Consider the following 21,801-nt stretch of genomic DNA (forward strand, 5'->3'; position numbering starts at 1 on the left):
TAAAGACATTTTTAGTACTTACAAAAACTAAACTTTAAATATGATCGAATACTCAGATCATTGCTTTACTAAGTCTGCCTTTGTTTGTATTTACTTAGCTTTTAATAGATCTGGATTTTACTAAGCTTCACTTTAAAGATCAGATTTTTACCAAGGCGATCAATGTTGAGATCAATACTCTACCTACTCAAAAAGTTAAGCTGTTGATTGTTTGTACAAATAAAAAAAGATCTGATTATTTTTAATGCTAAATAAAGCTAAAAATTACGTTTACTTAGTAAAGTAATGATCCAATACAACCTGTGTTAGTAAATGAGTGATCCCAATTGATACCGTTGGTAATTGCATGATCTGCTATTGGCAGGCAATAAAAAAGCCAGTAATAATATTACTGGCCTTTACACATTGATCTGTTTAATCGATCGATTATTTAATCTGTGGTGCTAACTCGCCGCTTAAGTACTTAAGGTGCATGTCATCAAGAGAAATTGGTTTAATTTTACCAGCCTGTCCTGCCGTTCCAAACGAGTTGTAACGCGCAACACAAATCTCTGTCATCGCTTTTGTAGCTTCTGCTAGGTATTTACGTGGATCAAAGTTAGATGGATTAAGCGCCATATGACGACGAATAGCACCGGTAGACGCTAAACGTAAATCGGTATCAATATTTACTTTACGAACACCGTGCTTAATACCTTCAACAATTTGCTCAACTGGTACACCGTAGGTTTCAGGAATTTCGCCACCGTACTGGTTTATGATCTCTAGCCATTCTTGTGGTACCGACGACGATCCATGCATTACTAAATGCGTGTTAGGAATACGTGCGTGAATGGCTTTAATGCGATCAATTGCTAAAATATCATCTGTTGGTGGGCGCGTAAATTTGTAAGCCCCGTGCGATGTACCACATGCAATCGCAAGCGCATCAACATGGGTTTTATTTACAAAGTCAGCTGCTTCTTCAGGATCAGTTAGCATTTGATCAGTTGTTAATTTACCTTCTGCGCCTACACCGTCTTCTTCGCCCGCTTCACCCGTTTCAAGTGAACCTAATACACCTAGCTCGCCCTCAACCGATACACCGCACGCATGTGCCATAGCCACTGTTTCGCGAGTAACTTCAACGTTGTATTCATAACTTGAAGGCGTTTTACCATCGCTCATTAACGAGCCATCCATCATTACTGATGAAAAACCAAGTTGAATTGAACGCTGACAAACACCGGGCGAGGTGCCGTGATCTTGATGCATTACGACAGGGATATGTGGCCATTCTTCAACGGCAGCTAAAATCATATGGCGAATAAATGGAGCACCGGCGTAAGCACGAGCGCCTGCTGATCCTTGAACGATTACTGGGCTGTTTGTTTTGTCAGCCGCTTCCATTATTGCGCGCATTTGCTCTTGGTTATTCACGTTAAAAGCGGGTACGCCGTAACCATGCTCAGCTGCATGATCTAAAAGTTGTCGCATACTGATTAAAGCCATTGGGTATTCTCCAATTTATCGATAGCATTTCACTGCTATCTAGTTTGAACGGATATGTTAGTTTGGCGTTTAAATAACACCACGAAACCCACTGCTCTGCAGTTAAGCTTCGTACACATTAATTATTAAATTAGGGTGAGAGGTATTTAATAATTAATGATTAGTGAGGGTTTCCCCTCACTTTACACGGCTAAATAACTTTATTTAGCGCGTGACTCTAGCATTTCTACTGCTGGAAGTTTTTTGCCTTCTAAAAACTCTAAGAACGCACCACCACCGGTAGAAATGTAAGAAACTTTATCGGCTATGCCGTATTTATCAATTGCAGCTAAAGTATCACCGCCACCCGCAATTGAAAATGCGTTTGAATTAGCAATTGCTTGAGCAATAGCACGTGTGCCGTTGCCAAACTGATCAAACTCAAATACACCTACAGGACCATTCCATACTACCGTGCCTGCATTTGCAATAATTTTAGCAAGTTGGCTGGCGGTATCTGGGCCAATATCAAAAATCATATCGTCGCTAGTCACTTCGCTTACATCTTTAAGCGTAGCAACTGCTGACTCTGAAAATTCATTACCTACCACTACATCCGTAGGAACTGGAATTTCACCATCGTTTGCCTTCGCTGCTGCACATAAACGATTTGCTTCATCCATTAAATCAGCTTCAAAAAGTGATTTACCTACCGGATTGCCTGCAGCTGCAATAAACGTATTAGCAATACCGCCGCCAGTTACTAGCTGGTCAACAATTTTAGACAGTGAATCTAGTACAGTTAGTTTAGTCGAAACTTTTGAACCACCCACAATAGCCACTAATGGGCGAGCTGGATTATCAAGTGCTTTTCCTAATGCTTCAAGTTCAGCCGATAGTAATGGGCCTGCACAGGCAACATCAGCAAATAAACCAACACCATGAGTAGACGCTTGTGCGCGGTGAGCTGTACCAAAGGCATCCATTACGTATACATCACATAAAGCTGCAAGTTGTTTTGATAACGCTTCGTCGTTTTTCTTCTCGCCCTTATTAAAGCGCACGTTTTCAAATACAACCACTTCGTTATCAGCTACATCTACGCCATTTAAGTAGTCTTTTTCAAGACGCACTGTTTGCGCTAGCGCGTCGTTTAGGTAATCAGCTACAGGGGCGAGCGAATATTCTTCGTTGTATTCCCCTTCCGTAGGACGGCCAAGGTGTGACATAACCATTACTTTAGCGCCTTTCTCAAGGGCTAATTTAATAGTAGGTAGTGCAGCACGAATACGCGCATCTGACGTCACTTTACCTGCTTTAACTGGTACATTTAAATCTTCACGAATTAATACGCGTTTGCCGTTTAAATCTAAATCTGCCATTTTTATGACCGACATGAATATCTCCTTAGTTAACGATACTGAACCTGAAAAATACGTTTAAATTATTATAGTAATATAAAAAGTTACTGAGTTACTGCAACCATCGCACGCGCGGTATCGAGCATACGATTTGCAAATCCCCACTCATTATCACACCAAACAAGTAACTTTATCAGCCGTTTGTGACTAACTCGTGTCTGTGTGCCATCAATAATACAAGAATGTGGATCGTGATTAAAATCAACTGATACAAGCGGCTCTTCGGTGTAACTTAAAATACCTTCGAGTCTATCTTTTGCTTGTGCTTTAAGTGCATTATTAACGGCCTTTAAATCTACATCGGCATTAACCGTTACACTTAAATCCATGGCCGTTACATTAATTGTTGGAACGCGAACAGCTATGGCCTCAAAGCGACCTTCAAATTTAGGTAATATGCGGTCTATACCGCGGGCAAGTTTTGTATCTACCGGAATAATAGATTGACTCGCGGCGCGAGTACGGCGTAAATCATGATGGTACGCGTCAATCACTTGTTGATCGTTCATCGATGCATGAATAGTGGTAATAGCACCCGACTCAATACCAAAGGCATCATCTAATACTTTTATTACTGGCACTACACAGTTTGTGGTACACGAGCCGTTAGATACAATAGTATGCTCGCTTTTAAGCTCATCGTCGTTTATGCCATAGACAATAGTGGCATCTACGTCGTTATCAGCTGGATGCGAAAACAACACCTTTTTGGCGCCCGCTGTAATGTGTAACTGTGCATGCTCACGCGAATGATAAACACCAGTACATTCAAGTACTACATCTACATCAAGGGTTTGCCAAGGTAATTCTACTGGGTTTTCTTCACAAAAAAGTGCAATAGTATCGCCTGCAACACTAATGGTGTCTTCACCAAGTTTTACAGGAAAAGAAAAACGACCGTGGGATGTGTCGTATTTTAATAAATGAGCAATAGCTTCAGGGTCAGCCAGTTCGTTAATGGCAACAATTTTAATTTCGTCGCTCAAACCTGACTCGTACAACGCGCGGACAATATTTCGACCAATACGACCAAAACCATTAATTGCAAGTTTGATTGCCATGAAATATAAAATCCACTCTTTTAGCGTGCAGATAAAGGCTATGTGCCTTTTAGATGCCTGTATTGTAATCGACCTTGCGCCTGATTATAAGAGGGGGCGATTAGAAACTTTAAATTAACGTTGAAAATCCCCACATAGCATTAAAGTATACACGTTAAAATTTGCTTATAACCCGCTTCCATTGTGTGTGTTCGTACCAGAGGAAGTTCCTCCACCAAAGCTTTTAGGTATGCTTTTGGGCTTATCCTGTGAGCGATAAAACAACCACAAACCAACCGCAGCAAACAACGGAATTAACCAGACCAATATGACTTGCGCCACTTTTTGAAAAACCTCTAAATCATCGCGCTTTATTAAAAGAACGCTAACAATGAGATTCAGTAATGCAATGACACCAAACCCAATATAAAAATACTTTAATTCCATTTCTCTAATGCCTCATACCCTGATTATTATTTTATCTCTAAATCAAACACCACGTTTATAGATGATTCAAATGTTATAGAAATTTCTAAATAACGCCCCGCTGCAAAAGGAGACTCACTCATTTTCGAACCAGTCACATCAATGCGCTCAACATACATTGAATGATAGCCATAATTTGAGCGATTGTTATTAGAATTAATACTATAAATATTTCCAAGAGATGCACCAAATGAACTCGCTAGTACTTTACCTTTAACTTTCGCATTTTCTACTGCATTCTGCGTAGCCTGAGCTTCCAACTCTTTGGCTTTTGAAGACAGTAACTCTATATTAGTTACTTCATTTATTTTTACACTCAATGCAAAATCAACAATTTCATTCATCTTGTTAATATCATCAATAGTAACTTTGAGTGAACGCGAAGCAATGTAACCTACCCGTTTTTCTTCACCACTTTCTAAATATTGCATATCAGCAGTAGTTAATAAATTTGAGGCTGATACTGCCGACTCTTCGACCCCATATTTATCTAAACCGTTTAAAAATAAATTAACCCTAGCATCCACATCACGTTTTGCATCAAGTGATTCTTTTTTCATACTAACCACCTCAAATGAAATTTTGGCTAGATCTGGTTTAGCTAATACCTCACCCTTCCCCTGGACAGCAATATGTCTATTCGGCGGCAAACTTGAATTTGCAAACGTAACAAGTGGAAATAAGGCAATAAAAATAGCGATGATAAGTTTCATATTCGTTCCTTGTAAAAGTGAAATTATGACTTATATGCCTACACCTATAAGTAACATTTAATAATATTTCAGCTAAATATTTTATGCTTACGTGCCTGAGTATCCTCATTAAATTAGCTAATTTTTGGGTGATGTAGAGGCTACTATTTTGACTCTGAGCTAACCGTTTTTACTTTATTTTCATTAGGTATTAATGCTGAAATATTTTCTTGTGAAATAATAAGTAACTTATCTTGTTTATTATCATAAACAAATAAATTCCCCATTGTTGAGGCTACTATTTGAACATTTTGAAGTTGAGTTACTTTGCTCTTAGCAATTGGATAATTTAATGATAAGTGATAACTCATTGTTCTTTCATTTACTATGTCTTTACTGTGTGAATACGCCAACATAGTAGGGTATGTAGGTATTATAAGCGCTAAAAATAATACCGCTGTATAACTAGGTTTTAATAAATAGTACGGGTAACAAAAGCCATAATAAAGTTTTTTTAACACGGTTGTTTTACTAGGATCTGGCATGTGTCCTGAGCGCCAATTTAAATAAATAGCTGTTATAACGATGAGCGTAGTATAAATAGTAATAAGTAAAGGATTTGAAATCAGTGCCAGTAAAAAGTCACTTATTTCAATAAAGTTGAATACATCAACCGAAAAGTTATTAAGTAAAACGTAAAGATACACAACACCTGATAAACTACCTAATAAGTAAAGAATAGTAAGAAACACACCAAAATTGTTGTGAATGTACTTTTTAACTGCTTGAAGGTCATTGTTTAACTGGTTGTAATACTTACTGGCGGCTTCAATTACCATAATAAATCCTTTTAAAAAAATTGAGTTTAACAAAATTATACGTAAGTGAAATAGCTTTGTTAAACTAGTGCTCTTAACGTTAACTCTTTACCGGCGCCTATTTGATGGCATTGGGCCAATAACAGCTCAGCAGTGGCTTGTGCATCGGTAAGCGCATGATGGCAATGATAGCTTGGTAAATCGTAGCGATTACGGCATTCATTTAAGGTTAAATCATCTAATTTTATATCGCTTGCGTGTTGCAGTAAGCGCTTTTTTTCTATTTGTAGGGTATCGATGATCAGCTTAGGCCGCTGGGTGACCCCTGCATTTTTTAGTGCTAACTTTAAAAAGCCCCAGTCAAGCATGGCATTATGAAATACTAAAATGCAGTCACTAAAGTGAGCGCTTAAAGACATTAAAATACTCTGTAGGCTTTGCCCTTGTGCCACCGAGTCAGTACTAATACCATGAAAAACCGGGCTTTGTTCAAGGCTTTTTACGTCTTTATTAATAAAATGTTGCGACTCGCTCATTTTTATACATTGGTTATCAATTACAACCCATGCAACCGACACTATTTCGTGCTGTTTTGAGTCAAGCCCTGTGAGCTCTAAATCAATCACCAAATAGCGCTGCGAGAATGCATTTTTTGCTAGTAATTGACGGCGCTTTATATACCGCGTAAGTAACATTTTTACCATGAGAGCCTCACAAACTGCCCCGTGCAAATTTAAACGCGGCGCCTTGCTGCGCTTGTTTTACTAAATAAAACGCTTCTTTTAACTGATGGCGCTCTAGTGAATTTAATTTATTAGGGTTAATACAGTTGCTTGGTAACCCCTCTTCATTAATTTGTGTGCTTAAGCGCAGCTGAGTTAAAAAACGCCAACAGTCTTTTAAGTTGTAAATATCGTCTTTGTTGATGAGGTTATACTTTAATAATGCTTCTAGGCGCTCTTGGGTGTTAGCCCGTTTAATTCCCGCTTTTAATGCGTATAAGCGCACTATGTCGTTAATGATCACCACACCGCGTTTTTTCAAATCTATGTATTTGTGGTTGTTGTCATCTTTTTGCGTTTTAAACTTGTTAAATAAACCTATGGGTACGCTGTTATTATTTATGTCGGTAGCCATGGCTGCATAAAATAAATCGTTTCGCGATATGCGCACTAATTGTTCACAAAATGCGGTATATAACGAATTTGAACCTTCTATAAAGCGTAAATCAAAAAATATTTTACAATTAAGCATGGCTTCGGGGGTTGGGCTTTTTATCCATTTAAAAAAGCGTTCAGACCAATCGTTCACGCTCATGCGGCATAAGTCACTGCTTGCCATTATGTTACCAGGGCATCGCCTAATGCCGCATTCAACGAGTTGTTCGCAAACAAACTCTCCCATTTTTTTAAAGTAAGTATGCTGCTCTTGAGTTAAATCGTTGGGGAGTAATAGGCCGTTATCTTGATCTGAATGTAATGTTTGCTCTTCGCGTGCTTGTGAGCCAAAGCATATAAAACTAAAACTGGTTGGTGCTGCGCCGTGATCTTCTTGAAATAGTCTGATCAAACGCGATGTTAATGCATCGGTTAACCCGCTTAGTAATTTACCAATAAGTGAAATATCGTCAATATTATGAGAGAAGCTCTTTAGTAAATCGGGCACTTCTTTGGCGTAACGTTTTAAGTCGTTCACGTTATGCGCTTTATAAATGCGGCCAATGAGCTGCACAGGATCACTTTTTTGTTGGCGCAGTAAATCAGTACTGGTGAGCATACCTATCGGGTTATGGCTTTCATCAAGCACTGGCAAGTGGTGAATATTATATTTAAGCATTAAATGCAACGCAGAAAACACGCGGTTATTTTCAAATATAAATTTAGGGTTTGTGGTCATTATGCTGCTAACCGCTTCTTGCGGGTCTACCTCGTCGGCAAGCACCCTATTTCGCAGATCGCGGTCTGTTACCACGCCAACTAAATGGGCATGTTGAATAACCATAATTGACGACACACCGTGCTCTTTCATTTTTTTAGCGCTTTGTCGAATGCTGGCATCGGGTGAAAGCGTTATGGCTGTGCGGGTCATGAGTTCAGATATTCTGCGCTCTGACCAACTGTCGTTTTTACTTTTATAATGTGATGATAGTAATCTATTGGCGTGAGCTCTAACAAAATATTGCTCAAACGGTTTGTACTCTCGGCGTAAAAAATCAAAGTGTTCTTGGTTGAGCATATACACTATGCCCTCTTTTTGAACCGCCAATTTATTTTGAATTGCTTCGCCGGTTAAAAGCGAAGGAAAACCAAAATAATCACCTTGTGCCAGACGTGTTACTACATCACCTTTAGCATCAACTAGATCGTAAAGACCTGAGCGAATTAAAAAAAGCTTTGGATGTTCGCTCTGTAGCCACTGCGCCTGATTTTCTCGCGTTAAATAAATAACATCAAGATGGTTTACAAAGTAGTCGCAAGCACTGTTATCGAGCATGCTGAACGGCGCTTGAAGATAAACATATTGGGCTACTTCTTGTTGTTCTACACTCATTGTTACACTCACTAAAAAGTATACACAGCACCAATGTACTCATTATTTATACAAATAAAAAGCCCGACTAAGGTCGGGCTTTTGGTACTTTACATATAAGTTGGCTTAATGCGCGTGCGCTTCTGCCGACCCTTTAGGATTACGAATACCTTCTACCATTTCTTGTATTTCAACAGGTGTTGGTTGAGTAAATTTCAGTACTACGGCAGCAACAACAAAGTTAATTACCATACCGACTAAACCTATACCTTCAGGCGAAATACCTAAGAACCAGTTCTCTGGGCTGTTAAGCTCTGGGCTCACAAATTTAAAGAAGATGATATACGCTGCAGTAAAGCCAATACCGGTGATCATGCCTGCAATAGCACCTTCTCTGTTCATTGTTTTAGAGAATATTCCCATAATAATTGCAGGGAAGAAACTCGCCGCAGCTAAACCAAAGGCAAAGGCCACCACCGACGCTACAAAGCCAGGCGGGTTGATTCCAAAGTATGCAGATATAACAATGGCAATCATCGCGGCTAATCGAGCGGCCAGTAGCTCTTGTTTATCACTAATATCGGGTTTCAGAGTACGTTTGAGTAAATCGTGCGAAACAGAAGTCGAAATAACCAGTAGTAAACCCGCTGTTGTCGACAGTGCTGCAGCAATCCCCCCTGCGGCTACAAGTGCAACAACCCATGCAGGTAAATTAGCTATCTCAGGATTAGCCAATACCATAATATCGCGGTCTACTTTTACTTCATTTGCGCTATTTGGATCTTCTATTTTACCTGCTGTGTAGAACATTTTGCCGTCACCATTTTTATCATTAAAAGTGATTAGGCCTGTACGCTCCCAGTTTTTGATCCACGCTGGTGCTTCTGCGTACGCTGTGCCGCTGCCGTCTTTACCATTGATTGTATCGATCATGTTTACACGTGCAAACGAAGCAACTGCTGGTGCGGTAGTATAAACAATAGCAATAAATACCAACGTCCACGCTGCTGAAATACGCGTATCTTTTACACGCGGTACAGTGAAGAAGCGAACAATTACATGTGGTAAACCTGCAGTACCGACCATTAATGCACCTGTAATGGCAAATACATCTATCATGCTTTTAGAGCCTTCGGTGTATTGTGCAAAGCCCAGCTCTGCGCTTAACCCGTCAAGTTTATCAAGTACATACATACCTGAGCCGTCACTTAAAGTGGCACCAAAGCCTGTTTGTGGAAAGAAGTGACCCGTCATCATCATTGAGATAAAAATAGCCGGAACTAAGTATGCAAATACAAGTACACAATACTGCGCTACTTGTGTATAGGTAATGCCTTTCATGCCGCCAAGAACCGCATAGAAAAATACAATCACCATACCAATGTAAACACCGGTTTCAATTTCTACTTCTAAAAAGCGAGAAAACACAACGCCTACGCCGCGCATTTGCCCAGCAATATAAGTAAAACAAATAAATATGGCACATAAAATGGCCACTAAGCGCGCTGTGCGCGAGTAGTAACGGTCGCCAATAAAGTCAGGTACTGTGAACTTGCCGAATTTACGTAAGTAAGGCGCTAAACACATAGCGAGCAGTACGTAACCGCCAGTCCACCCCATTAAGTAAACGCCGCCATCATACCCTGCGAACGAAATAATACCCGCCATTGAAATAAACGACGCGGCGCTCATCCAGTCAGCTGCAGTTGCCATACCATTAGCTAGTGGAGGTACGCCGCCGCCTGCTACGTAAAATTCGTTTGTTGAACCCGCACGGGCCCAAATTGCAATGCCGATATAAAGCGCAAAGCTTAAACCAACAATTATAAATGTGAGTGTTTGAACATCCATTGCTTAGCTCCTATTCGTCTACGCCGTATTTTTTATCTAACGTATTCATTTTGAAAACGTACACAAAAATCAAAGCCACAAAGGTGTAAATCGCGCCTTGCTGGGAGAACCAGAAGCCAAGTTTAAACCCAAAAAAACGTACTTCATTCAGTACATCTACCAGTAATATGCCAAAGCCAAATGAGACCACAAACCACACTGCTAGTAATTTAAACAGTAGTGAAATGTTTTCAGCCCAATAAGCTTTTGCTTGTTCTTCGTCTTTAAAAGCCATTTTTATTTTCCCCTTTAAGCACCGCAGTATCGCGATGGGTGGTTTTTTATCTTCGCTAATCAATTTAGCAACGCAGCTCACATATTGAATTGAGACCATAGTCGTAACACCTGATTAACGTTTGCGTAAACTGCATTTAACCTACTTAATAGAAAATGTTATTTTTATTTAATATCAGCATGTTACGCTTTTTATACTTGCTATACTTATTGCTGATTTACCAATCAGCTCACAAATGCGACATTAGTCTAATACGGGGGCTCTTTACTTTTTATTGTTATTATTCAGTAAGATATATTTTCACTTTAATTTACTATTTAAAATCAACCCCCACACCTAAGCTCAGTTCTGGTATTGTGTAATAACCTCTTGGGTTGAGGGTCATTTAAAAATAATAAGGGTTAATAACACCATGACTGCCGTTCTGATTATTGTTGCATTAGGGTATATAGGGGTACTGTTTTGGCTAGCAAACTGGGGCGATAAAACAACGCCTTTGGCAAAGCGTATTAGTCATCATCCTTTTGTGTATTCGTTTGCAATTGGTATTTACTGTACCTCTTGGACCTATTACGGCTCGGTGGGAACCGCAGCCACCAGCAGCTGGAGCTATTTACCTATTTTATTGGGTCCGGCCTTATTGTTTTTTTTCGGGCAGGGGTTTTTACGCAAACTGGTTTTGGTTAGTAAAAAACAAAACATCACGACCATTGCCGACTTTATTTCCGCCCGTTATGGCAAACGCCAAACCACCGCCATTTTGGTGACTCTTATTGCGCTGCTAGCCACTATTCCTTACATTGCGTTGCAACTTAAAGCCCTAAGCACTAGCTTTTTGCTATTGCAAAATAGCAATAAAATATCGGGGGATATGCTGGCACTTTCTGCCACACTTATCATGGCATTATTTGCAATATTTTTTGGTACCCGCAAAGTCGATGTCACCGAGTATCGCTCTGGGTTAATGCTAGCTGTAGCATTCGAATCTTTAATCAAGCTTTTTGCATTAATGGCTGTGGCAGGCCTCGCTATTTATACATTATTCAACCTACCAGAAACCTCATCAGCTCAGTTAACCGAATCTGCTTGGGCACACTGGAGTAACTTTAATTTTTTTAGTTTTAATTTTATTGGTCAATCCCTTATGGCGGCCGCGGCAATTATTTGTTTACCCCGCCAGTTTCATGTAACCGTGGTCGACAACCAAAATAAGCGTCATTTAAATACCGCTCGTTGGGCGTTCCCCTTATATTTATTACTAACCGCAGCAATGATTTTACCTATAGCGACTGCCGCTATTCACCCAAATATTGGTATTGGTTATTCGCCAGACAGCTTTGTACTGGCACTGCCGCTAATTAACGACAACGCCTTTTTAACCACCTTTGTATTTATTGGTGGCCTATCGGCTGCAACTGCCATGATTGTGGTTGCAACACTGACTCTAAGTACCATGATCTCAAACGATGTAGTGCTGCCATTAATACTGCGTCGTAAGTTTAAACGTAACCTAATTACCACCAGCTATAAGGCACAAATTTTATTAGTAAGGCGCTTTACCATTGCCGGTATTTTAATATTGGCTTATTTTTATCAACAATGGTTTGGCCATAGCAGCGCACTGGCTAGTATGGGCTTAGTTGCCTTTTCGTTAGTGACTCAGTTATTGCCCTCTATTGTTGGTGGCTTATATTGGCGAAAAGGTCATGCCTATGGCGTTTATGCTGGTCTTTTAGCTGGTATAACCTGCTGGGTGCTGTTCTTAATGTTACCCATTTTAGATGCAGGTAATACCTTAAATAGCGAGTTACAACAAACACTCATCACTCGTGGAACACTCATCGCACTCTTTGCAAATATTGGTTGTTATATTAGTTTTTCTTTAGGAGCCGAAGAGCGCCTTATTGATAAAATTCAGGCCGCGGCGTTTGTAAATCCAAAAGATCAGGCTATTTTGTCTCGCCGTTTGAATAAAGATGTTAAAGCCACGGTTTACGACTTTAAAATATTGCTGCAAACCTTTTTAGGCATACAACGCAGTCAACAAGTACTGGCTCATTACGCACTTGCGCACCATTTAAACGACAATAACGCTCACCCAGAGCCCGAATTTATAGCCTATTGCGAACGCGCATTAACCGGTGTTTTAGGCGCGTCATCTGCACAGGCGCTCATTCATACGGTGTCATCGGGCAAGCGCATGGCATTTGAAGAAGTGGTTAACTTTTTTGATGAAACCACACAAGCCCTACAATTTAACCAAAACCTATTATTTACCTCTTTAGAAAACTTAAGCCATGGTATTTCGGTTGTTGATAAAAACTTAAAGCTAGTGGCATGGAACAAGCGCTACAGTGCCATGTTTAACTACCCTGAAGGTTTTTTAGAAGTTGGCCAACCCATAGAGGATATTATTAGATACAACGCTAAACGCGGTGAATGTGGGCCTGGCGAAATAGAACGCCAAATAGAAAAACGCGTGCAACATTTAAAAAATGGTAGCTCTCATCACTTTATACGCCACCGTCGTAATGGCCAAGTGTTTGAGATGATTGGTAATCCACTGCCTGATGGCGGCTTTGTAACGAGCTTTTCTGATATCACAACTCACATAAGCACCCAAAATGCGCTTGAAGAAGTGAACATGGATCTAGAAAACCGTATTGAGGCGCGAACCCAAGAAGTACAAACAATAAATAAAGACTTACAAGCGCAAATAGACAGCCGAGTACAAACGGAGGAAGCACTTACTTTAGCAAAACGAGAGGCCGAACAAGCAAACGACAGTAAAACGCGCTTTTTAGCACTCGCTAGCCACGATATTTTACAACCCCTCAATGCAGCGCGTTTATACCTAGCTGCCATTGATGAAAAACAACTTGATGCCACCAATGCAAATAACTTTAATAAGCTTGGTGACAGCCTAGATTCGACTGTTCACTTAATGTCAGCCCTACTTGAAATAGCTAAACTAGAGCAAGGCGCAATGACCCCCACACCGCGCCACTTTTACATTGAAGATATTTTAGCGCCGCTAAAAAGTGAGTACGCTATTTTATCAAGTGATAAGGGGCTAAAGCTCACCGTGCGTTCTGGTGGCCAAGTTGTGCATAGCGATATCACCTACCTGCGCCGAATTATTCAAAATTTAGTGTCTAATGCTGTTAAATATACCGATAAAGGACGCGTGTTAGTGGCATGTAGAAACCGAAAACATAGCCTGCGCATTGAAGTATGGGACACAGGCCCTGGTATTAGCGACGTTGAACAAGCCAAAATATTTAACGATTTTTATCGCGTCGAGTCTGGCGACAACAAAGGCGTAGGGCTGGGCCTTGGCGTGGTGAAGCGTATGGCAGATTTATTAAGTTTAGAGCTTGATGTGCACTCAGAACCCGGTAAAGGCAGCCGCTTTAGTATTGACGTACCCTATGGTGACGCTCAGTTTGTTCAGCAAAAAAGCGCAGCGAGTAACCTAATAGAAAACCGTACCGCAATAAACATTATTGCCGTAGATGACGATCCAGAAAACCTCGCAGCTATGGCAAGCTTACTTAAAAAGTGGCAAGCAAATTATACCCTGTTTGATAATGTCGAAAACGTCATGTCGCATGCTAAAGCGCATAGCGCACCGGATGTTATATTAATGGATTACCAGTTAGGCAATGAGTGCGATGGCATCACTTTAATTAAAACACTCAGAGAAATATGGCAAAGCGACATTCCGGCTATTTTAATTACCGCAGTACGCGACACCGAACTTAAACAAGAAACAAAAGCAGCTAATATTCACTACTTAAGTAAACCTATTAAGCCGGGTAAATTAAAAGCCCTGCTTAATCACAGCACTTAATTTGCAACTTAGTTAATCGCAAATAAAAAGCCCAGTACGTTTACTGGGCTTTGCTTAATAAAGTGTCTATATATTTTATATTGTTTTTGAGCGGCTTCTAAGCTTTTGAAATAACCAACTTAGCCCAACTAACGAAAGCCCTAAACCAATAAACGACAGGGCTTTTAACAGCCCCGTTAAATTAGCCATATCAATTAAAAACACTTTTACAATAACAGCCGCAAGTAATCCTAAGCCTATTTTTTGAATAAGTAACTGGTTTTTAAGGTGTCCGAATATAACCGTACCAGCGCCCAGTATTAGCCAAATAACAGAGTAGCTATACAACTCTTCGTTACTGGCCCCTTTTGATAGATAAATATAAGCCCCTTGCCAGTATTGACGAATAAAACTGTTAATGGCAATTAAGCCAAGTAAACCTGCAACACCAAGTACAAACGGCGCTATCTTAGCCTTTATAGGTTTAATAAGTGAGTATAACCAAACCGTTAAGCCGGCTGGTACTAACCAAAGTAAAAACAGCCAGTTAAGTACTGGGAGCTCACCAATATAAATAGAGGTTAATAACGGGTTATCGTCGAGTAGTGTTTTAAGTGACATAAAGCCAGCGCCGCCTGCTAATAAACTCCCTGCAATTTGATAAAGCTTAGCTAAGCTCCCCGCAATACGTGCACGATGCAAATAAACGCAGCCCAGCGCAAGCCAATTACAGGTAAGCAAAACTTGCTCATAAAAACTAAGCGCGTCAAATTGTGGGGAGTGCCCAACGAGCTGGTAACTGGTTTCGGTTGTAATGAACAACGCAAAGCAATGAAGCGCGGCCCCTTCTAACCACACTTTTAATTGCGATGTTTTATAGCATTTAGCTGTGGCAAAAAATAATGCGGTACACAGCGGATATACAATAATACTCCAGTGCAAGCCAAATAATGTAAGAGCGTCGTAACTTGGTGTCCAAGGCGCAAGCGTTAACCGAAGTAATAAAGCAGCCACTAGCGCTTTAATAGGCCAATGCGGCATAGGCACATTATAACGCTTTATGAGCACACTAATTAACAGTACTTGAATAGCTAATGCAATGGTTAAACCGCTGTCGCTTAGAAGCATTGTTATAGCTAAAGTAATATTCGCATTTGCGCCTACCCAGTAAGTAAAACGCTGAAACAACGTTGTATTATGCTGCGCACACTTAATTAAAATAGCCGCAACCACACATAATACAAAAGCCCAAAGTGGATAAGCGATGCTTAATGCATTGTTTGGAATTAGTACATACAAGGTACTTATCATGACAAAAACGCTAAATGCCGCAGTAATATGAAACGCTAATCGTTTTACCTGTTTTTTACCAAAATAAAGTCCGTACGCCATAAAGCCAAAACCAAGCAATAACCCTAAGCCGTATTCGCTTTTAAATATAAATAATCCATCATCAAAAAAAGCGGATAAAGAATTCATTTGCTCTGCGCTTATAATCATTAGCGTAGCAATAACGAGTGATAGCCCTTGCCATAGATCCCAGCGACTATTTTTAAGTGCTAAAAATAATAACAATCCAATACTTAATACACCGATAGTTTGCCATTCTAAATTGTAATAGCTTATCGACATGGTAAAAATTAGCGGAACTATAAAGGCAAGGAGTAAAAGGTGATCGGGGAATACTTTTATAAGGCGCTTTAAAGAGTGCGGACGATGTTCAATACTTTTTAATTTAAAACCCAAACGCGGCAAAGCAATCAGGCCAACAATACTCAGTAATGCAAAGGTTGCAAGTAACCAAGGTGTATTACTTTTTAGCTGCATTATTATAAAACCAACTAAATACCAACCAATATGCCCTGCCCACATTAAATACCAAAGCCAAGCTCGCTGCACTTTGTGTGCAACCAAGGATGCCGATAAACTAACAAAGCCAACATACATAAATAATGCAAATACGTTGCTACTGCCGGTATTAACCCAAATAGGCACGCTGTAAGCACCAATAATTCCTAACACCGCTAGCAATGGCCCAAGTGTTATTGCCATTATGCTCGCACTTATGGCAATAATAGCTAGCACAATAAAAGCAGTTGTAGGGCTAAGCATTTCATAGCTACTGTAAGCTAAAAGCGTTAATGCAAAACAAGTTATAAACCCGCCACTGGCAAGTGCTGCAGGTATGTAGTTATTAAAGCCTTCAAAAATAATACGTTTATAGTGTAAATAGCTTGCAGCTATGATCAAACCTACCCCAAATAAACCACCTAAGCTGAGCCTCATTATGGGTGATAAAAGCCCTGCTTCTAAGCTGTATTTAGCTAAAAATATGCCGCCAAAAGCAAGCGCTATTGCGCCAATCCAGGTCATCCAATTTTGTTCAAACCCGGTGCGTAGTTTTTCAAACACGGAGGCAATAAATAAAGGGATAGCGGGGTTCGCTTTTATTGATTTAACGTTAGGCGTTACAACCGTATTTACTGGCTCATTTTGCGCTGAATTACTTTTTGGTACTGAGCTGGGCTCTACTTCATAAGCAGTAGATTGTGCACTTAAAGGCGCAACGTGTTTTGAGGATGAAAAAATTTTTGTATCAGAATGATCAGCACTTGGGCTTGCCTGCAGCTTGACTACTTTAGCCCTTAAAATCGCGATTTCTTGCTTTAGGCCGTTTACTTGTATTAATGCAATTAATCCACACAAAGCACCGGTTGCAATAATCAGCATGACTATCACTATTAACCCAATAAAATCATCCATGGCACACTCTTATTATTTATTATGTCATGAGTGTACCTAATTATTACTAAGCCGTTAAATTTTGTTCAATAAAAAGCCTAAATACACTCTGTATTTAGGCTTTTAACTCTCATTTTATTATTCAACACTGTCTGTAATTGTGCGCTCTAAAGACATTTTATAACCCGTTGCTGTGGTTTCGTCATGCTCTAAAATTAATATGTAATTTCCCTCTTGAGTAAAATCCATATCACTTTGTTGAATAAGTACAATTTGCTGTCCGTTATCTTCATAAACTGCGTAAACTGTATAAATTTCGTTATCAACTACTTGCTCTTCTTGATCGTAGCGGTCTATGCCATCAACTACATTGCTGGTGTCGTCGACCGTTTCTCCATCAAGGGTAAAGTACACATCAATGTCGGTCACCGACTGCCCTGCGTAACTCTCAATAAGGTTAACAACCGATACGGTATGGCTATAACTGCTTGGTGTTAAATGCTCTTCTACACTCATCATTCGTAGGCCATTGTCGATATCGTTATAAAAAATGCCAACCGCGCTTTGTTCACGTTCAAGCGTCATTAAAAAGTTATCGGCTAGTTTATTACCTTGCTCATCAAACATCGCCACGCTGTAACTGTTTGGCGAAAGCTCTATGTAATCTGTATACGCATCGCTTGATACCGTATTTGTTGGGGTTTCTGTAGTACCACGCGTTACACTGAAGCTAACTGGTGAATAGTCATCAAGGGTATTAATAAAACGTAATTGCCCTAATGCAGATTGGTGTTTAAGTTCAGTAACATAGTTATTGTCGGTTACTACATCAAGCGTAATGCCGCTTAGCTCTGTGGCATAACTTGGGCGGATAATCGCTACGTAGCTTGCCTCATCATACAAATAAACCGATGACGACTCGTAAACTACATCACTACTGCCCGCGGGGGTAATAAAAATAGTGTAATATCCTTCATCTACACTTTGTAAGTCTAATTCACTTAAGTACTGCGCAGATGCAAACAATGTCGCGCTTTCAAATACGCCATCGTCTGTTGCAAGATAAATATCGTAGCTGGTGTCTTCACCCGTAATATTAAAAAAGCCAAGATTAAACTCACCCGTATCGCTACTAATAGGCACCGTTAACTCTGTAAAGGTGGGTTCAGCAAAATCACCACTCATGACAACTAATTGCGTTTTATCACCTTTAATTGAAATTTCTTGGTCGCTAATAGTAATGTAGCTATCGTTAGCGTCTAAATATTCAAAGCTAACATCAAATGTGCCAGTGCTGTAATTATGGCGGGTGGTGACTTCTGCAAAGTCGGCGCCTGAGCGCTCTGTTTCTTCAACAAACAAGCGCGTATAAGGGCTGTTGTATGAGCCATTATACATTTGAATATAACCTGTAGAGCTTGCGCTATCATCAGAGCCACAGCCAGATAAAACACCAAGTAAAGTAAGAGGTAAAGCAACTTTTAAAAGAGGGTTGGTCATCAAAGGGATTCCTTATTATTAATATCCCCTCTACGACCTTTACATTTTAATTTAATTTCATGCTTTACAAAGTATTACCTAAGCTGACACTTACTTACGAAAACGTAAAAAAGTGTAGTAAATGTGCAAACAATAAGGACCTGCTATTTACGGCTTTGTTGCGATTACGAATCGGTTGCGACCACTATTTTTAGCTTTGTATAAAGCTTGGTCTGCGCGTTTCATTACGCTGTCAAATGATTCATTTTTAAAACGTTTAGCTACCCCTATACTGGCACTAGTATAAAGCTCGTCGGTAACCTCAATAGTGCGAGCACTCGCTAACACCGACTCAGCAAACGCCTGCATTTGTTCTAAAGTGCAGTTTGGTAGGTAGCCTGCAAACTCCTCACCACCAATACGCGCAAAAATATTGCCGTCTTCAAACAGAGCGTCTATTTTACTAGCAAAAGCTTTAAGCACCTTGTCGCCCTTGTCGTGGCCGAAGGTATCGTTAATAGATTTAAAATGATCAATATCGATAATGATTACTGCATACGATTCGTCTGTCTCGTTTTCAACGTATTCGTAAAAACATCGGCGATTGTAAACTTGGGTAAGATCGTCAACTATAAATTCTTGGGCTAGTCTATTGTGCATTTTTTGCATAAATAACATAGTTTTAAATAAGCCATAAGCAGTAATAACAACCCCTACAGAAATACATAAGTCTTTTATGTACAACGTGACCCATTGTGGTTGAACAACAAGCTCGTCAAGCACATCGGCAGTCATTCCAACTATCCATAGCATTAATCCAATGGTGACATACTGGTATGCTTTTTTAGCTAATTTAGAACACTGCACAACCCAAAAAACCGTCATTATGACAATAAGATTTATGAACTCACTAGCAAAACCAGGTATGCTTTTTTTAGCACCTACCAGTGGGAAATAGGTGAAGTTGTAAATAGTGAAAACCACTATAAACACTAGCAGCGCAAACATAAGTAATTTGTTCAACCGCGTTATACGAGTAAAGCGGGTCAACTTAAGGCTGACAGTTTCAACATTCATCATATAAATAGATTACACTTGAGCTAATAAATCATCTTTAAGAATTATAACACAAGATAGAAATTTAGCCTTAAAGTAAGGTACTAATACCCCACCCCAGTAAAACTAAAATAGTTAAACTAATCATGGCTTTAACTTTATGTTTACTTATTATACGTTCAGCTTGGTTTCCTGCGTAATACACAACAATAGCAAGCCCAAAGTAACGAATTGAACGCGCAATTGCGCTGGCCAATAAAAATAACCCAAGAGAGTACTTGGTAGCGCCCGCAGCAAGCATCGCTATTTGAAATGGGATGGGTACTATTCCTAAAGTAATAACAAACCAAAAACCTTGGTTGTGCATTTTTTGTTTAACATTTTCGAACTGTTCTGGGCTTGAAAAAGCGCTGATCACCCAATCGCCAACAGCATCAAATAAATAATAACCAAGGGCATAGCCAAATAATGCCCCCACAACACAACCCAGCGTTGCCATTAGTGCAATCAGCCACAGCTTTTCTCGCTGTGCCTGCATAAGTGGCACCATTACAGCCTCAAGTGGAATGGGAACAATAGTCGACTCTAAAAACGACGCAATCGTAATGCCGCTGAGCATATGCTTTGACTCTATAAAATTACGTGTTTTTTGCTTTAGCTTTTTTTGTAAAGCCATAAGTCGCTCCTGCTTATTACCCATTGCCCTGTATTTACGTACTTATATTGACATAGTTAAGTTAATACAACCTGAAACACGCTTTAAAAAGCAATAAACAATCACTTAGCAATAGCGTTAACAAAATAGCAATATTTATAAGAATATTTTATTATGTGCCCATGCAGTTAAATACCTACCAAAGCAGTTAAAAATTTATGCAAAATGCGCGTTTTATCCCCTTTCGTAAGCAAGATATTATTGAAATGTGTAGCAATGAACTTGAGAGTAATACACAAAAAACCTCGTTTAAACAGTTTTGTGACCTACTTGCTAGCCTTATTCATTATGATTATCACGAAACGCTTGAGTCGCTAAAAAATAACTATGCGCCCTTTGATCCTAATAGCGATACACGCTCTTTAGCGCCTGTATCGAGCGATCAAAAAGCGCAGTGCCAACGCGCATTTGCCAAAGACTTTGCTAAGGTTTTAAATGCCGCTAATTTTGAAGTCATTACCAACGAAGATTTACAAGATGCTTTAAATGAGGAGTCATTATTTAAAGTACGTCTTGAGGTAGAGTTTGACGACTTTGAAGAAGTTGTTTTTTATCGCCGTGGCGAATCACAACTTACTGAAACAATAACCAGCTTTTGGGGCCTACGTAAAAAGCCGCTGCACTTTACCAATTACGACCGCGTTGCGGTGTTTATTCGTTTTAAAGATAAAGCCTACTTTGAGGCTAAGAATAAAGCGCCTTTAGGGTTTGAGCCAAGCTCGACCATAGTTAAGCTATTTCAAAATGTACCCAAAGCCGATCTTGAAATGCTATTTCCTAATAGCGAAGTACGCATGCGCCCTATTGATAAAGTGATTATTGGCTCATCGGCTTTAATTGGCGGTGCTGTTGTTTTAATTACAAAGCTTGGCGCATCAATTTTATTATTATTTGCTTTGTTTGCTTTTTGGGGTGGCTTTAGAAGTGAAGCCGTAGAAATGACCCAGCAACACTTTATTACCTTTGCTATTGGCATGGGAGTATTTGGCAGCTTTATTTTTAAAGAGTGGAGTAAATTTAAAAACCGTAAAATTAAATTTATGAAAGCCCTAAGCGATAACCTTTACTTTAAAAACCTCGATAACAACGCCGGTGTTTTTCATACTCTTATCGACGCCGCCGAAGAAGAAGACATAAAAGAAGCCCTGCTGGCCTATACATTTTTACTAAAATCAAAAAGTGGCCTAAGCGCACAAATGCTTGATGAGCAAATAGAGGTATGGTTTAAATCAAAGTATAAATGCGAACTCGACTTTGAAATTAGCGATGCGCTTGAAAAGCTCACTCGAATGCGTTTAGTAACCTGCACTAACAATGTGTATAGCGCAATAAATTTAGATCATGCCAAAACCATTTTGGATGAGCGCTGGGATAACCTGTTTCAATATAATTAAAA

General features: G+C 39.7%; 16 protein-coding genes. 2 read left to right on the forward strand and 14 right to left on the reverse strand.

Translation table 11 applies throughout. From position 1 onward, the window contains the following. Positions 1 to 426: 426 nt before the first annotated feature. From fba to CWB65_RS10305, 10 genes are all read right to left on the reverse strand, one after another. On the reverse strand, positions 427 to 1,491 hold the full coding sequence (fba, locus tag CWB65_RS10260; protein WP_006791868.1) for a class II fructose-bisphosphate aldolase: 1,065 nt from the start codon (positions 1,489 to 1,491) through the stop codon (positions 427 to 429). Between the two features lie 200 nt (positions 1,492 to 1,691). Continuing rightward, entirely contained in the window at positions 1,692 to 2,867 is a 1,176-nt protein-coding gene (locus tag CWB65_RS10265; RefSeq protein WP_006791867.1) for a phosphoglycerate kinase, read from the reverse strand. Positions 2,868 to 2,935: 68 nt separating this feature from the next. Further along, positions 2,936 to 3,952, reverse strand: a complete 1,017-nt coding sequence (gene epd, locus CWB65_RS10270; RefSeq protein WP_006791866.1) for an erythrose-4-phosphate dehydrogenase — start codon at positions 3,950 to 3,952, stop codon at positions 2,936 to 2,938. Between the two features lie 165 nt (positions 3,953 to 4,117). Next, positions 4,118 to 4,378: a hypothetical protein gene (locus CWB65_RS10275; RefSeq protein WP_008128928.1), complete on the reverse strand. Its 261-nt coding sequence runs from the start codon at positions 4,376 to 4,378 to the stop codon at positions 4,118 to 4,120. Positions 4,379 to 4,404: 26 nt separating this feature from the next. Beyond that, complete coding sequence (locus tag CWB65_RS10280; RefSeq protein ID WP_008128926.1) at positions 4,405 to 5,130, reverse strand: SIMPL domain-containing protein; 726 nt, start codon at positions 5,128 to 5,130, stop codon at positions 4,405 to 4,407. Positions 5,131 to 5,273: 143 nt separating this feature from the next. Further along, complete coding sequence (locus CWB65_RS10285; protein ID WP_138740514.1) at positions 5,274 to 5,948, reverse strand: hypothetical protein; 675 nt, start codon at positions 5,946 to 5,948, stop codon at positions 5,274 to 5,276. 59 nt (positions 5,949 to 6,007) lie between these two features. After that, positions 6,008 to 6,631: a 3'-5' exonuclease gene (locus CWB65_RS10290; protein WP_006791850.1), complete on the reverse strand. Its 624-nt coding sequence runs from the start codon at positions 6,629 to 6,631 to the stop codon at positions 6,008 to 6,010. Between the two features lie 7 nt (positions 6,632 to 6,638). Then, positions 6,639 to 8,477 (reverse strand): DUF294 nucleotidyltransferase-like domain-containing protein, encoded by a 1,839-nt coding sequence (locus tag CWB65_RS10295; protein ID WP_008128920.1) that lies wholly within the window; start codon positions 8,475 to 8,477, stop codon positions 6,639 to 6,641. 105 nt (positions 8,478 to 8,582) lie between these two features. After that, positions 8,583 to 10,307: a sodium:solute symporter family protein gene (locus CWB65_RS10300; RefSeq protein ID WP_006791848.1), complete on the reverse strand. Its 1,725-nt coding sequence runs from the start codon at positions 10,305 to 10,307 to the stop codon at positions 8,583 to 8,585. A 10-nt stretch (positions 10,308 to 10,317) separates the two neighbouring features. Then, the gene (locus CWB65_RS10305; protein WP_004586074.1) at positions 10,318 to 10,581 is read right to left on the reverse strand and encodes a DUF4212 domain-containing protein; all 264 of its coding nucleotides are present in this window, start codon (positions 10,579 to 10,581) and stop codon (positions 10,318 to 10,320) included. 412 nt (positions 10,582 to 10,993) lie between these two features. Between CWB65_RS10305 and CWB65_RS10310 the strand changes: the two genes are divergently transcribed. Next, entirely contained in the window at positions 10,994 to 14,434 is a 3,441-nt protein-coding gene (locus tag CWB65_RS10310; RefSeq protein WP_138740515.1) for a PAS domain-containing hybrid sensor histidine kinase/response regulator, read from the forward strand. A gap of 75 nt (positions 14,435 to 14,509) precedes the next feature. Here CWB65_RS10310 and CWB65_RS10315 read toward each other — a convergent pair whose 3' ends face one another. The 4 genes from CWB65_RS10315 to CWB65_RS10330 all read right to left on the reverse strand — a co-directional run bounded on the left by CWB65_RS10315 (position 14,510) and on the right by CWB65_RS10330 (position 20,366). Beyond that, on the reverse strand, positions 14,510 to 17,176 hold the full coding sequence (locus CWB65_RS10315) for a DUF2339 domain-containing protein (protein ID WP_008128911.1): 2,667 nt from the start codon (positions 17,174 to 17,176) through the stop codon (positions 14,510 to 14,512). A gap of 117 nt (positions 17,177 to 17,293) precedes the next feature. Beyond that, positions 17,294 to 18,655, reverse strand: a complete 1,362-nt coding sequence (locus CWB65_RS10320; protein ID WP_008128909.1) for a hypothetical protein — start codon at positions 18,653 to 18,655, stop codon at positions 17,294 to 17,296. 147 nt (positions 18,656 to 18,802) lie between these two features. Continuing rightward, positions 18,803 to 19,711: a GGDEF domain-containing protein gene (locus tag CWB65_RS10325; RefSeq protein ID WP_033025318.1), complete on the reverse strand. Its 909-nt coding sequence runs from the start codon at positions 19,709 to 19,711 to the stop codon at positions 18,803 to 18,805. 70 nt (positions 19,712 to 19,781) lie between these two features. Then, positions 19,782 to 20,366 (reverse strand): YqaA family protein, encoded by a 585-nt coding sequence (locus CWB65_RS10330; protein ID WP_006791843.1) that lies wholly within the window; start codon positions 20,364 to 20,366, stop codon positions 19,782 to 19,784. 197 nt (positions 20,367 to 20,563) lie between these two features. Between CWB65_RS10330 and CWB65_RS10335 the strand changes: the two genes are divergently transcribed. Then, a complete protein-coding gene (locus tag CWB65_RS10335) occupies positions 20,564 to 21,799 on the forward strand; it encodes a TMEM143 family protein (RefSeq protein ID WP_138740516.1) in 1,236 nt (411 codons plus the stop codon). Positions 21,800 to 21,801: the final 2 nt, after the last annotated feature.

It is taken from the genome of Pseudoalteromonas sp. S554, assembly GCF_005930865.1.
GTDB lineage: Bacteria > Pseudomonadota > Gammaproteobacteria > Enterobacterales > Alteromonadaceae > Pseudoalteromonas > Pseudoalteromonas marina.

Coding starts and splice junctions, on each gene's coding strand:
- fba (WP_006791868.1), bottom strand. CDS start 1,491: ATGGCTTTAATCAGTATGCGACAACTTTTAGATCATGCAGCTGAGCAT.
- CWB65_RS10265 (WP_006791867.1), bottom strand. CDS start 2,867: ATGTCGGTCATAAAAATGGCAGATTTAGATTTAAACGGCAAACGCGTA.
- epd (WP_006791866.1), bottom strand. CDS start 3,952: ATGGCAATCAAACTTGCAATTAATGGTTTTGGTCGTATTGGTCGAAAT.
- CWB65_RS10275 (WP_008128928.1), bottom strand. CDS start 4,378: ATGGAATTAAAGTATTTTTATATTGGGTTTGGTGTCATTGCATTACTG.
- CWB65_RS10280 (WP_008128926.1), bottom strand. CDS start 5,130: ATGAAACTTATCATCGCTATTTTTATTGCCTTATTTCCACTTGTTACG.
- CWB65_RS10285 (WP_138740514.1), bottom strand. CDS start 5,948: ATGGTAATTGAAGCCGCCAGTAAGTATTACAACCAGTTAAACAATGAC.
- CWB65_RS10290 (WP_006791850.1), bottom strand. CDS start 6,631: ATGGTAAAAATGTTACTTACGCGGTATATAAAGCGCCGTCAATTACTA.
- CWB65_RS10295 (WP_008128920.1), bottom strand. CDS start 8,477: ATGAGTGTAGAACAACAAGAAGTAGCCCAATATGTTTATCTTCAAGCG.
- CWB65_RS10300 (WP_006791848.1), bottom strand. CDS start 10,307: ATGGATGTTCAAACACTCACATTTATAATTGTTGGTTTAAGCTTTGCG.
- CWB65_RS10305 (WP_004586074.1), bottom strand. CDS start 10,581: ATGGCTTTTAAAGACGAAGAACAAGCAAAAGCTTATTGGGCTGAAAAC.
- CWB65_RS10310 (WP_138740515.1), top strand. CDS start 10,994: ATGACTGCCGTTCTGATTATTGTTGCATTAGGGTATATAGGGGTACTG.
- CWB65_RS10315 (WP_008128911.1), bottom strand. CDS start 17,176: ATGGATGATTTTATTGGGTTAATAGTGATAGTCATGCTGATTATTGCA.
- CWB65_RS10320 (WP_008128909.1), bottom strand. CDS start 18,655: ATGACCAACCCTCTTTTAAAAGTTGCTTTACCTCTTACTTTACTTGGT.
- CWB65_RS10325 (WP_033025318.1), bottom strand. CDS start 19,711: ATGAATGTTGAAACTGTCAGCCTTAAGTTGACCCGCTTTACTCGTATA.
- CWB65_RS10330 (WP_006791843.1), bottom strand. CDS start 20,366: ATGGCTTTACAAAAAAAGCTAAAGCAAAAAACACGTAATTTTATAGAG.
- CWB65_RS10335 (WP_138740516.1), top strand. CDS start 20,564: ATGCAAAATGCGCGTTTTATCCCCTTTCGTAAGCAAGATATTATTGAA.